Origin of the sequence: Desulfobacter postgatei 2ac9 (assembly GCF_000233695.2) — a bacterium.
In the GTDB taxonomy this organism is placed as follows: domain Bacteria; phylum Desulfobacterota; class Desulfobacteria; order Desulfobacterales; family Desulfobacteraceae; genus Desulfobacter; species Desulfobacter postgatei.
The window spans coordinates 3,019,773-3,032,621 of the sequence record NZ_CM001488.1; the positions used below are offsets into that span (position 1 = coordinate 3,019,773).

General features: G+C 41.8%; 10 protein-coding genes. 1 reads left to right on the forward strand and 9 read right to left on the reverse strand.

Features of this window, described 5'->3' with window-relative positions; genetic code table 11:
• The first annotated feature begins 28 nt into the window (after window positions 1-28).
• A complete protein-coding gene (locus DESPODRAFT_RS13930) occupies window positions 29-2,902 on the forward strand; it encodes a 6-hydroxymethylpterin diphosphokinase MptE-like protein (protein WP_004074254.1) in 2,874 nt (957 codons plus the stop codon).
• Between the two features lie 37 nt (window positions 2,903-2,939).
• Here the strand turns inward: DESPODRAFT_RS13930 and DESPODRAFT_RS13935 are convergent, their stop codons facing one another.
• The 9 genes from DESPODRAFT_RS13935 to DESPODRAFT_RS13975 form a co-directional block, all read right to left on the reverse strand.
• The gene (locus DESPODRAFT_RS13935) at window positions 2,940-4,430 is read right to left on the reverse strand and encodes an aminotransferase class I/II-fold pyridoxal phosphate-dependent enzyme (protein ID WP_004074255.1); all 1,491 of its coding nucleotides are present in this window, start codon (window positions 4,428-4,430) and stop codon (window positions 2,940-2,942) included.
• A complete protein-coding gene (locus DESPODRAFT_RS21605) occupies window positions 4,406-4,597 on the reverse strand; it encodes a GDP-mannose 4,6-dehydratase (RefSeq protein WP_337833557.1) in 192 nt (63 codons plus the stop codon). The genes DESPODRAFT_RS13935 and DESPODRAFT_RS21605 overlap by 25 nt, the downstream gene beginning before the upstream one ends.
• Complete coding sequence (locus DESPODRAFT_RS13945) at window positions 4,582-5,442, reverse strand: TIM barrel protein (RefSeq protein ID WP_004074256.1); 861 nt, start codon at window positions 5,440-5,442, stop codon at window positions 4,582-4,584. The genes DESPODRAFT_RS21605 and DESPODRAFT_RS13945 overlap by 16 nt, the downstream gene beginning before the upstream one ends.
• A 6-nt stretch (window positions 5,443-5,448) precedes the next feature.
• Entirely contained in the window at window positions 5,449-5,907 is a 459-nt protein-coding gene (locus tag DESPODRAFT_RS13950; protein ID WP_004074257.1) for a GNAT family N-acetyltransferase, read from the reverse strand.
• Complete coding sequence (gene neuB, locus DESPODRAFT_RS13955; protein WP_004074258.1) at window positions 5,907-6,974, reverse strand: N-acetylneuraminate synthase; 1,068 nt, start codon at window positions 6,972-6,974, stop codon at window positions 5,907-5,909. The genes DESPODRAFT_RS13950 and neuB overlap by 1 nt, the downstream gene beginning before the upstream one ends.
• Window positions 6,967-7,692, reverse strand: a complete 726-nt coding sequence (locus DESPODRAFT_RS13960) for an acylneuraminate cytidylyltransferase family protein (protein WP_004074259.1) — start codon at window positions 7,690-7,692, stop codon at window positions 6,967-6,969. Before DESPODRAFT_RS13960 ends, neuB begins: the two co-directional genes overlap by 8 nt.
• Window positions 7,670-8,332 carry a class I SAM-dependent methyltransferase gene (locus DESPODRAFT_RS13965; protein WP_245531922.1) on the reverse strand — a complete coding sequence of 221 codons (663 nt, stop codon included), beginning with the start codon at window positions 8,330-8,332 and terminating at the stop codon, window positions 7,670-7,672. Before DESPODRAFT_RS13965 ends, DESPODRAFT_RS13960 begins: the two co-directional genes overlap by 23 nt.
• Window positions 8,333-8,639: 307 nt before the next feature.
• Window positions 8,640-10,031 (reverse strand): B12-binding domain-containing radical SAM protein, encoded by a 1,392-nt coding sequence (locus DESPODRAFT_RS13970; protein WP_004074261.1) that lies wholly within the window; start codon window positions 10,029-10,031, stop codon window positions 8,640-8,642.
• A 150-nt stretch (window positions 10,032-10,181) separates the two neighbouring features.
• Window positions 10,182-12,632 (reverse strand): flagellin N-terminal helical domain-containing protein, encoded by a 2,451-nt coding sequence (locus tag DESPODRAFT_RS13975; RefSeq protein WP_004074262.1) that lies wholly within the window; start codon window positions 12,630-12,632, stop codon window positions 10,182-10,184.
• Window positions 12,633-12,849 lie beyond the last annotated feature (217 nt).

Sequence of the window (12,849 nt, forward strand, 5' to 3'; positions counted from 1 at the left end):
CGGAAAACAGGCCTTTGGAGATATGAAAATGAATCAGGAATATACCGACTACTACGAGTCAAACCTTAAATTACTAAAAAAGAATCAGCCGTCAGTATGGAAACAAATTACAGAAGATCAAACAGAAGCTCTCGGTGAAATTTCTTTTGCTCCTAACGGCAAACCCAATCTTACAGTCACCAATGGCCGGGGAAATTCAATTCTTCTTCACAATGAAGGGAATCCGGGAAAGGAAAGTTCAGATTTTATCGAAAAAATTCCTGCAGACCATAAAGGGTTTGTCGCCATCCTCGGCATGGGTCTTTTTTACTCGGCTCTCAACATATTAAAACAACGACCTCATCTTCAAAATCTGGCACTTTTTGAACTGGAGACCGGAATTTTCATCCAGGCACTTCGATATATTGATCTTTCTCCCATACTGGAAGACCATCGGCTTATTTTGGGCATCGGAGCAAAAGCGGATATTGCTGAAACACTGGCTGCAGCGTCCAGAACCTTGCAGCTTGAAGATTCAAACATATTACATCATCTGCCTTCGTTCAGCTTTAACCCGGACGGATATAACCGGCTTAAGGATGATCTTTTTGCCCATATCAACAGTCTTAACATTGGCGGAACAACCACAAGACTACTGGGTAAAGATTTTCTAACCAACCGCTTCAAGCATATCTGCACCATACATCATCATCTGCTATTGGAACATATACAAAATAAATTTGATGGCGTTCCTGCCATTCTGGTTGCTGGGGGACCGTCTTTAGATAAAAATATCCATCTGCTTAAACAGGCCCAGGAGAAAGCGGTCATTATTGCCGTTGATACGGTTTTACCTGCTCTGTTGAAAAACGGTGTACATCCCCACTTTCTCACTTGTATTGACCCGAACAACCTTACGTTTGAAAAATTTGCCGATGTAATACCACAGGTTAAAGATATTGCCCTGATCTGCTCATCCTGGGTAAACCCCAAAACCCCTAAAGTATTTCCGGCCGAACAGATCTTCTGGACATTTACGGGCAAGCCGATCGAAGCGTGGCTCAATTCACTGCTTGGCGGAGAACTCCTGACCGGCGGTGCCAGCACTGTAGCGCACTTAAACCTTATTGCCGCACACATGCTGGGGTGTGATCCAATCATCTTTATTGGTCAGGATCTTGCTTATCCCGGTTCTGCTTCTGCTTCCCACGCAAAGGGAACCGTCCTTCAGGGGGCTGCCCCGACAAAGATAATAACAAATCATGTCCAGGGAGAAACTGTTACCGGTATCAACGGAGAAATTTTACAAACAAACCGTTCATTTTTAAGCATGAAAGAATTTTTTGAATCTGCCATTGCCAAATCCGATAAAACCCACATAAATGCAACGGAAGGGGGTGCAAACATTGAAGGTACCAAAATTCTGACACTACAGGAAGCCATGGATAACCATTGCAACAGACTTATCAGTACAACCCAACGCCTCAAAGAGTTTTATTCAGCTTCAATACCAATCGCCTCTGACAAAATGCTTGTTGAGTTCAACAGAATACTCAGCAAAACAAAAAAATTACAAAAATTCATTAAATCTTCGGATGAAATCGCAAGGTCTTTATTAAAAGAACTTACACAAGCGAAAAGAAATAGCAAGTTTCTTAAATCTTTTGATATGCTTACCCTGCCACAAAAAAAACGAATAAATAAAATTGATAAATTTCATAAAGACCTGGATGATACCCTGGAAGTCTGGAAAATCTTAGAAGAGATAACCATGGAAGGATTAAAAGAAAGTCAACGCCAAAAACAGGATATCTCAATACTCGAAAATGATCCCGACAGATATATTGAATGGCTGATAAAAAATTTAAACAGGTTGCTCGGCATCAATAAAATCCGAAAAGAGACTCTGACAGTCCTCTCAGACAATTTAAACATGGTCGCATCATTTCACCAAAAAGAAAGCAACTATCTGGAAAAAATCAATAAAGGCTCCCAAACCGAACAAAACAAACTTAAACTTGCCGGTCTCTATATCAACTCAAAAAATTATTATCTGGCCACCTATCTGCTGGAAGACCTTTGCAAGGTAATGCCTGAATCCGGTGAGGTTCATTTTTATCTTGGCTGTTCAGTTGCTCAGTCTAATATGCTTGAAAAAGCAGATCATTATTTTCAAACAGCAATAGAATGCGATCCAAAGCTCAGCTGTCAGATTGACGCATACTTACACGAGATGGGGGATGATTTCCTGAAGTTTGCCCGGTATTTTAAAACCCAGCCGGGACGTGAATTAAGCGTTAAATACATGGTACAAAAAGGACTCAGGTATCATCCAGACAACAGCGAACTTCAAAAAGAACTGGAAACCATCCTAAGACAGGACTTGAAACAAATAAAATCAGATGTTGATACCGATAATTATCAGAATTCAGCTGAATTAATAAACGAATGGTACCGGAATGCAATGGATCAGAAAAATTTGTGTGACACTCTTCCGTCAGATCTGGCAAGCAATATTTTTCTATACAAAGGCAAACTGTGCTTGTCGCAAAAAGAGTATCAAAACGCCATTGAAAGCCTTAAATCAGCCATGGAATACTCACCCGATAACCATGAGATTCATTCTGCCACCATTGACACCCTGTTTATCATTGGTGATTTTAATGGCGCCATCAAGGCATTGAACAAAGCAATCAAACTGGATACTAAATTTGCAGCTTACTGGGAAACCATAGGGGACAGCCTCCGAGACAGTGGCCAAAATGAAGATGCAATCATCGCCTATGAAAACTGTTTTCTGCATCTGCCCGACAACATAAATCTACTCAAAAAAATGGGCGACTGTTACATGGCCACAGACCAGTTGGAGGCAGCCAGAGCCGCCTATCAACAGTTAAAATTAAAAATTGAAGCTTCAAATTAATCAAATTACGATCGAAAAGATGCAGTTTATAAATCGTCTACAATAATGTATCACATCTATCATTAGCTATGGACTTTTGAATTTTTTTTATCTCCCAGGCAATCCTGTGAATCTCATTTTTCCTGATATTAGCTGAAGAAGGCAGACTCAGCCCGGATTTTGATATTTTTTCACAAACAGGCAATATCTGTTTTGTATCATAAATAGGCTGCTGATGAATAGGGGGGAATAATGGCCGCGTTTCTATGGATTTTATTTTTAATCTTTCCCCCAATTCAACCGCAGATATCCCGAATTCTTTCTCATCAACCAATATGGAATAAAGCCAGTAAATATTTCTAGCCCATTTCGCATTCGGCGGAAGGGTTAAGCCTGGTATATTTTTAAGTTCCTCAGTATAAAAGAAAGCATTGGTGCATTTTTGTTCTATGATCTGATCAATACGCTCCATTTGACCGACTCCCAAAGCCGCCTGGATATTAGTCATACGATAATTATAACCAAGAACTGAATGGTGGTATCTTTTTTGCGGGTCCATGCCATGATCTCTTAGAATACGAATCTTGTCAGCCAGCTCTTTATTATCAGTCACCACCATTCCGCCTTCACCGGTGGTTATTATTTTGTTTCCATAAAAGCTGAAAATTCCCATATCCCCTAATGATCCTGTCTTCCTGCCTTCATATAGAGCGCCATGGGCCTCTGCCGCATCTTCGATAACTGCAAGATTGTACTTATCGGCAATTTCAAGGATAGGAAACATTTCCGCTGGATGTCCATAAATGTGAACGGGTATGATGGCTTTTGTTCTGCTTGTAATGGCTTGTTCTATCTTTTGGGGGTCAATATTCCATGTAGTCGACTCGCTATCAACAAAAACAGGGGTCGCACCTGTATAAACTACAGCATTAGCGGTTGAAATAAACGTAAAAGAAGGTACGATAACCTCATCCCCCGGCCCGATGCCCAGTGCAAGCAAAGAAAGATGCAAGGCGGTGGTTCCACTGCTTGACGATATGCCGAATTCTGTTCCGCAGAATTCAGCAAACATTTGTTCAAAACGGGTTACATATTTTCCTGCGGAAGATACCCACCCTGTAAGGATACACTCACTGACATATTTTAATTCTTTATCACCCAAATTCGGCTCTGATACCGGCAGATAAATCCGGGTGTCAAAAAGTGCTAAATCGACCACCCTGTTGTTAGAATCAAGCAAGGGAATAATGCGTACAGCTTCTCCAAACAGTTTGGAAAGTTTTTCAGGCGGTGTCTCAATCGAAGCTGTTATGGATTTAGGACGCGTAACATTTGACACGGCAGAATCAAGATCCACTCCCCGAATTAATGCTCTTCTCACATCTCCATCCGTTAGAATACTTTTGAAAATACCGGTATCCGGTTCCACAAGCAGGGCAATGCCAAGTGCCCCTTTATCAATTTGTTTTAACACCTCACGTATTGATTTGTCTTCTCCAGCACTGATATCTTCAATCCGTTCTTTTAGATAAGTAAAATGATTTTGCATAATGAAACCTTTTCCAGATCAAATTCCATCATAATTCCAACCAATTGTTTAAATCCTACATTCAAAGACCAATTGAATTTTTTTTTTGCAAAGGACGGATCACTTAAAAGAAGGTCTACCTCAGTGGGCTGGTAAAAATATGGGTCAATACTCACTCGTTTTCCCATTTAAGTGCGGATACAATTTCATAGGTATTGTTTAAAGCCTTAAAGCCGTCATAAATTTCCAGAGTAACCGTTTTATTTTTCCATTGATAATTATTTAAAATTCTAAACAACTTACTTTGATCCGTCAGGCCGATATTTTGATCATGTCTTCGGTCATTGTTACTGATATGAATATAATCGGAAGCTTCAAACATATCCTGAAATTCTTTCTTGAAATCAAGATGAAATGTATTGGCACTTACCATCAAATGGCCTATATCCATAAGCAAAGTGAAGTCTATTCTTTTTCGCAGCTCAGTAAAATCATGAAATGTTAAAAGCATGAACGGGGCATTATTTCCATAAACCATATAATTTGATTCAGAATAACAATTATTTTCAATATACAAATTTATGTCATGGAATTCATTTTTAAGAATATGAAAAGCATCTATAAAATTTTCTAATGCTTTTTCCTTATCATATAAATTCGATTTACCGAATTTTCTGCCGATTTCATCAACAGGGCGATCTATAAAAAAACCGGCATGGAATCCAAATTGTTTCCCTCCAAACAACCGGGTCATCCTGAGAGCTTTTTTCAGATGATTTAAACTTGCTTCATAAATATCCGTGTTAAGCGAGGCTAAATTCAAGATAAAAGGATCTTTCGGCGGTGGGAAATAATTATGAACTAAAAAGTTAAGATTATAGCCTTTTTTAAGTTCAAGAAGCTCCGATTCACAGCCATCATAATATTCAGTCCCACCGGTCAATTCAATATTTCTAAACCCCTGATCAACCAGTTCTTTTACCGCCGGACCAATCAATATTTGTTTAGAGCATGCTGAAGATATATAAATCATAATTCCCTACAATTCCACAAAAGCCAACAACTGCCCTTTTTCTTTTCCCAAAAAAGAATAATTTAATTTTCTATATAAATGAATTGCTCTTGAATTTTGAGGGTATACTTTCAATTTTATTTTTTTCGCACCTTTTTTTCTAGCCCGTTCATGGAGGAACACCATGAACTTTTCCCCCAATCCTTTACGCCTGTAATCCGGATGAATAATAATCCCCAGACTGGGGATTTTGTATCCTTCATCCCACCCCCTGAGCATTCCGTAACCGCAAATCTTTTTTTCCATTGTTTGGATGAAATAAAGATCCCCGCCGTTGTAATGACAAATCTCATGCGCTTTTTTTTTATTAAACGGATGGGGATGAAAATATTTATCCCAGCCGTTGCTATGAATACTTTCAAAAAATGAGGTCAGTTTATCTGTGAAAGAGGCATCAACCTGAGAATATTGGATTTTACTATGCACTATTCCGACTTCCAGGCTATTGCGTCAAGCGTTAAAACATCATCTTTTTTAATCGTCTTCACCACCTGTTTTCCGATCACCTTATCAAACCAGTTGGGCGGCAAACCCGTACCCGGTCGTTTGCAGGTTACATCCTCCGGTTTAATCATCCGGCCAGCAGATATGTCACGGGTTGCAACCAAGCTTTTTTGCATTTTTGATTTATTTTTACGCTCACTTGGCATGATTCTCTTGATACCATCACCAAGGGCCAATTCCACATTTCGAATCGTCCTGACCATCTGACCGATCTCTTGCGGTTCAAGAGACGCATTATGATCTGGACCTTCCATACACCTGTCAAGGGTAAAATGTTTCTCAATCACACAGGCACCGGCTGCAACAGCCCAGGGACTTGCACCAATCCCAGACGTATGATCTGAAAATCCAACGGGACAGCCAAATGCAATTTCCATTGTTTTCATTGCTCGAAGGTTAATATCCTCCAACGGGGCAGGATATTCAGAGGTACATTGTAGAATGATAATCTTTCCGTCAAGTCCATTTTTTTTCAGTTCATCGACAGACTCTTCCACATCTCCAAGGTTCGACATCCCCGTCGATAAAATTACCGGAATATTTTTTTTGGCCAGATAGCGAAGAAACGGGATATTTGAGGTATCCGTGGATGCAATTTTATATGCATCCACGCCGATAGTTTCAAGCAGATCAGCACTATTTTGCTCGTATGGTGTACAAAGATACAATATTCCTTCATCTTCACAATGTTTTTTTAATTGCGCCTGTTCCCGGTCCGATAACTCAAGCTGTTTAAGCATGGAAAATTGAGAATCGTCACCAGAGGTTGTTTTAAGCTGATAATCAGCCTTTTCGCTATTCCGAGTTACAAGCGACTCTGCTTTAAAACATTGAAATTTAACGGCATCAGCACCGGCAGCCTTTGCTGATTCAATCAACTTGTGGGCAATATCGATATTCCCGTTATGATTAACCCCGGCTTCAGCAATGATAAAACACGGGTGTTTTTTTCCGATTTTAAAATCTTTAATTCTGACAAAATTATTCATTTTCTTTCAATTTCATATAGGTTTCCGCCAATCTGAAATCCATTTCACTGTCAATATCAATACTTCTGTCTGGGGGCATTATATATGCTTCAATCACACCGGAATATAAAAGTTTTTTTTCAAGAATAGTGGATCTCCAGGTAACCTCTACTGCTCCATTAAGCCTGTATGCCGGGGGAAGTAATTGCCGTCTCATGTAATGTTCGATTTGTATTCCAGCAACAAAGGCTTCCATCCTTCCGTCATTGAGTTTATACATCCAATAAGGGTGGTGATCTACCTCACAAACAGAACGGACCCAGTCCGGTTTTTTTTTGATCAAAATATCCAGTGCTTGGTTAATATCCTGAGCAATTCTTAATGGTGCCGTAGGCCTAAGCCACACAATTATATCCGGGCAAAAATTTTCATTGTCTTTCAACCAGGCTAACGCATGTTCATACACCGGCATATCCAGGGTATCATCTGCAGCAATATTTTCAGGCCTTAAAAAAGGGACATCAGCCCCGTATTGTTTGCCTATTTCAGAGATTTGCCTATCATCCGTGGAAAGAATAACCCTGTCAAGACATTGCACCGACAATGCCGTTTCAATGGTCCAAGCTAAGAGAGGCTTTCCGGCAAGCATTTTGATGTTTTTTCTTGGAACGCCTTTTGACCCGCCCCGTGCAGGTATTATCGCCAGAATTTTTTTATTACCCTTCATTATTCCTGCCATTTTTTCCTGCGATATAAATTATCGTATCTGTTTTTTGAGCCCTTTCCAATACCCGGCAGTATTCATTGCAACTTCCAAACAGCTTTTTAAACTTTAAATCTCCACCCGGTTTTCCTTTTTTCAGCCAGGCCAAGTGATTATCAAGACCATATCGCTGATAAAACATAATCTTTTTTTCATAAAAGCCCTCTGATTCAAACACGCATCTTAATCCATTTGCAGAATAAATATAATGATGCATGGGTTGAAAATAAAAATCTTTATAGGCATCCAAATCATAAATTGATAGCAAAGGATCTTCAATATGCGGCACTTCTATGATAATGCTGCCACCTGTATTTAATAACGGCTTGCATTTCTTTAAAAAGTCGAACGGATCCCTTATATGCTCAAACACATGAAACAAACAGATAAGATCAAATTTTTCCCCATCAGGAATATCTTCCAAATATTCATATTGATCCACACTAAAACGTGAAACAAACGCCCTGTTCGTGGAATCGGGTTCAACGCAAACACACTCACACTTTTGGGAACATTTTTCAAGGAATGCGCCGGTTGAGCTTCCTATTTCAAGGATTCTTCCATCCTGTATGAAAAAATCCTCCAGCTGTTCCCACCGTTTTGAGGCATCCTTCATACTTTTTTCATGAAGTTCCAAAGGATCCGTTGTCAGAGTCACGCCGCGTTTCTTTGTATGTTCATTGTAGGCGGCATAAAAATTTTTTTCTTCCGGTTCGTTCATTATGGGATATAAAAATCCTGTCAAACAATAATTACAACGAAATACCTTTGTGTTTTGAGCAGACCAGACCTTGTTATGTATCTGTTTGAGATTCGAAGAGTTACAGATGGGACATTCCATATTTTTATCATTCATAATGAAACCATATTCATTAAAATATATTCAATTATCAAGGACCATTCAATTCGGACAGCTTATATTTTTATGTTTGCCGAAATCCCCTGAAGGAAGCATCCCGGCTGTAATATAAATCCTTGATTTGTGAAACCATCAGTTTCTTTTTATTTTCAAAATAATTTTCAACAAGCATGATATTGGCATTCGCCAGTTCCGAATAAAGTTCTTTTTCAGACAATTTTGTAAAATTAACAGCAAAAAGGTCTGCATTCAAATGCTTGTTTTCATAAAAGTCCTCAATGTCTTTAATCAGACCCTTTTCAATTGCATAATTATATAAGGGAGAACCGGGGTATGGGGTAACAGGCCGAATGGTTCTCATCTGGGCCCCATCATCATGCTTGATTAAAAAATTTACAGCAGCGGTTAACGTTTCCTTATTGTCGCCGATATGGCCGAACAGCATATTCAGACCGGGACTGATTCCGGCAGCCAATGTGGATTCGATACCTTGGTCGATCTGTTTGATTGAGAGGGCCTTGTTCATTTTTTTCAGCACATCATCGTCATAGGCTTCAATGCCGTAATTGATAAAAACGCATCCTGCCCGTTTCATTAACGCTAGCACTTTCGGTGTTGCATAGTTGAGCCTGCCGTTGCAGTCCCATTTTATATTCAAATCGGCCTTTAAAAAAGATTCGCAGATTTCCATGGTACGTTGTCCGGATGACATGAGAAGTTCGTCTGAAAAAGCGATATAAGATATGCCGAACTCTTTTTTCAGATATTGAATCTCTTCGATAATGGCCTCGGCGCTTCGGGGACGAAATCCCTTGTCCATCCTGTAGCAGAAATTACATTTAAACGTACATCCCCGGCCGGAGAGCAGCGGCATGACAAAATCGCCGTGGGTGCAATGGGGCATTCTCAACAATCTGTAATATTCAATGGGAAAAAGCTCGTATGCCGGCCACGGGATGCTGTCAATATCCTTTATCAGTTCCCGCCTGGGGTTAACCACAACTTTCCCGCCGTTGCGGTATGCAATTCCATTGATGCGGTCCAGGGGCTTATGGGTGGCAAAGGCATCAAAAAGTTCCAAAACCGTTTCCTCACCTTCACCGATCACGGCGACATCAGCACCGGTTTTTTCAAGAAAATATTCCGGCTCCGGGGACGGCCCGTGCCCTCCGATGATGAACTGTTCAGGTCTTTGTTTTGACTTTTCAATGGCCAGGGAAATATTGAGCAGTTTTTTATATTGATAATACCCGGCAATGATGTTGACGCCGATAATATCGAATTTGTTCCGGTCCAGATAAGCGGTCAGGTGCTCATCCGGGTAATGATGGAGATCCTGGTTATAAATTTCAACATCATAGCCGTCTTTTTTGAGGACTGCCGCAATATAGGCCAATCCCTGGGGAAACCAGTGGATATACGAATCGTTATCATAGACAACCAATAGAATCCTCAAAACGTACCTCCTTCTTCCTTAATGACCGGTCTTCTGAACGAATAAAAATTACTACCGTTATTTTTATCAAGCAAAGAAAAACCGGGGCGACAGCTTTTGCAGCTGCCGCCCCGATTCTAACAAATATCGCTTGGTTTTATGCGATAAAACTTACTGGAGCAGGCTCAAGACATTCTGCGAACTGGCATTGGCCTGGGACATGGCAAATGTGCCGGCCTGGCTCAGGATCTGCATCTTTGTAAAGTTTGCCGACTCTTCGGCAAAGTCAACGTCACGGATGCTGGATTCCGCAGCTTCAACATTTACCTTGGTTGTTGAAATATTGGCAATGGTGGAGGTCAACTGGTTCTGCACGGAACCCAGGTCGGACCGGACCTTATCCAGGGATTTCAACGCGGCATCCGCCACTGCAATACCGATCTGGGCACCTTCCTGGGTGGTCACATCCACATCGGAAAGGCGATAGGCAGAGGCATCGGACATAAAAGAATCCACTGTACTGTCCGAAGCTACATCATTAACCGCCAGAGTTGTACCCGATTTCAGTATGGAACCGCCGTTAATGACCATATCTTCCGTCAGTTTATTAGTGGCTGCAGTACCGGTGATTATATCATATTCAAGGGTGGTGCCCTTGGCATATGTGGTTCCGTCGGAAGCCAGGATATCATTGGTCAACACCGTACCAGCAGTGATAGTCGAATCCTTTGCAATTATCGAACCTTTGGTCAGCAGCATATCTTTATCCACAGCCACTTTTTCATCCTCACCCGTTGTCGTCGCTAATCCAAGGGACGATCCATTGGCCAGAATGGAGTTGGCTCCTATACTAGAACCAGCCTTCAAGTTTACGGAACCGCCGAATATTGCACCAGAACCTTCCAATGCGTCGGTGGCAAAGGTTGTTCCACTCTTAAGGACGGAGCCGATATCAAGGGTTGAACCGGATCCCTTTAGCGCCATATCCGCTGTGAGAGTCACATCTTGTTGAATCGTATAATTATGCCCGGTAGTGCTGCCGGCAGTCAAAATAGAACCACTTTCCAGAATAGACCCGGCCGCTAAGGTTGCCTCTCCGGTCAGGATTAAACCGGTGGTTTTAATAGCAGTGTTACCCTTGATATAGGTATTCCCCCCGCTAACAACTACATTACCTGAAGTCGCACCGGAAAGGCTTTCACTCACATCGCCCTTAAACACTGTACCCGTTTTTAAAAGAGTATCTGCACCACCTTTTAATTCCGTCCCAGCGCCCAAGCTACTTTTGATAACTGTTGCAGTATTCTGAGCTATTTCAAAATTCCCTTGAAGGGTGGTTCCTGCACCAATGATTGATCCGCTATCAAGAACTGATCCTGCTCCAATAACGTTTTCATCATTTAACAGGCCTGTTACTTGGGCTGTGGTTGTAAAGGTGCCTTGAAGCACCGCCCCAGATGCCAAGACTGATGCGGTAAGAGAAGAACCGGATGTAAGCACCATTTCCTGGGTGGTGGAGGCCATAGCCCCTACTTTCATGAAGCCATCCTCGGTGGAAACCGCAATACCAGCCTGGGCAGAAGCATCGGTAATGGCAATCTGGCTGGTGCCTTCCTGGCGTACTTCAATCGTGCCCAAAGTCGACAGCTCTTCCGTTCCACCCATTACGGCCTGGGTAGCCGCTCCCATGGTAACTTTAATGGCCCGGTTGTCCGTAGAATTGAGAGTAAGTACTCCGTCTTGATCCACGGAAGCCGTAACCCCGTGCTCACTGGTCTTGTTGTTGATCGCCGACACCAGGGCACCGTCGGAATCATTTTCCTTCACATCCAAGGCACCAATGGTAACGCCGTTGATGGAAAAACTGCTGTCCGTTGTACCGGCGGTGATATTATCATCCGTAGAGGAAGAAACCGATGCCGTGGCTGAGATACCCAGCACATCACTGAGTTTATTAATGGCATCGGCCACAGCGCCCACGCCGTGCTCCGCACTGTTATCATAGGCCAGCTCAATGGAATTCAGTGAATAGGTCTTGTCCTGCAGATTACTGTAAACATTGAGTTGGGTCGTCCCTTCACCGGCAAAGGTTAGATCAGAGGTAGTGATATGACCGATCTTATTTGCTTCCGTTGACTGGATGGAAATGTCCACGGTCTCACCGGCATAGGCCCCGATCTGAAATTTCTTGTCGGTAAAATTACCGGAAAGAAGTTTCTGGTTGTTGAATGAGGTGGTTTTGGCAATGTTGTCCAGCTCTTCCCTGAGCTTTGTAATATCCGCCTGGATGGCCTTGCGGGAGTCCGTAGTCTGTCCGTCCTGGGCCGCCTGGATGGATTTGGTTTTAATGGTGTTGACGATGTTGATGGATTCTTCCAGAGCCGCGTCTGCTGTCTGAACAATCGAAATCGCATCGTTACCATTCCGGATGGCCTGTCCCAGGCCCAGGGACTGAGACTTGAGAGAGTCGGCAATGGACATGCCGGAAGCGTCATCCGCTGCTTTGTTGATCCGAAGGCCGGAAGACAGTTTTTCAAGTGCTGACGACAGGTTGTTATCATTCTTGACCAAATTTTTGTGCGCGTTTAACGCTGCAACGTTGGTGTTGATTCTTAATGCCATAATTTATTCCTCCTTGAGAGTTAATGAATCAGGGATTCCGTTCCCTTTTTTTTTATATTTCCACCGTACCGTACCTGGTTTACTATGGAATCTGAAATAGCTTATCGACGGCTGGAAAAATAACTTAAAAAAAAATTATGTTTTTTATGCGATTACCCGATAAGAGTATCAATATAACAGCAAGTAAAATGCACATTTAATTTTATGGAGAAGCACC

What these genes read in the sequence shown, in the direction of transcription:
- DESPODRAFT_RS13930 (WP_004074254.1), top strand. Translation starts at nt 29, where the DNA reads ATGAATCAGGAATATACCGACTACTACGAGTCAAACCTTAAATTACTA.
- DESPODRAFT_RS13935 (WP_004074255.1), bottom strand. Translation starts at nt 4,430, where the DNA reads ATGCAAAATCATTTTACTTATCTAAAAGAACGGATTGAAGATATCAGT.
- DESPODRAFT_RS21605 (WP_337833557.1), bottom strand. Translation starts at nt 4,597, where the DNA reads ATGGGAAAACGAGTGAGTATTGACCCATATTTTTACCAGCCCACTGAG.
- DESPODRAFT_RS13945 (WP_004074256.1), bottom strand. Translation starts at nt 5,442, where the DNA reads ATGATTTATATATCTTCAGCATGCTCTAAACAAATATTGATTGGTCCG.
- neuB (WP_004074258.1), bottom strand. Translation starts at nt 6,974, where the DNA reads ATGAATAATTTTGTCAGAATTAAAGATTTTAAAATCGGAAAAAAACAC.
- DESPODRAFT_RS13960 (WP_004074259.1), bottom strand. Translation starts at nt 7,692, where the DNA reads ATGGCAGGAATAATGAAGGGTAATAAAAAAATTCTGGCGATAATACCT.
- DESPODRAFT_RS13965 (WP_245531922.1), bottom strand. Translation starts at nt 8,332, where the DNA reads ATGAAGGATGCCTCAAAACGGTGGGAACAGCTGGAGGATTTTTTCATA.
- DESPODRAFT_RS13975 (WP_004074262.1), bottom strand. Translation starts at nt 12,632, where the DNA reads ATGGCATTAAGAATCAACACCAACGTTGCAGCGTTAAACGCGCACAAA.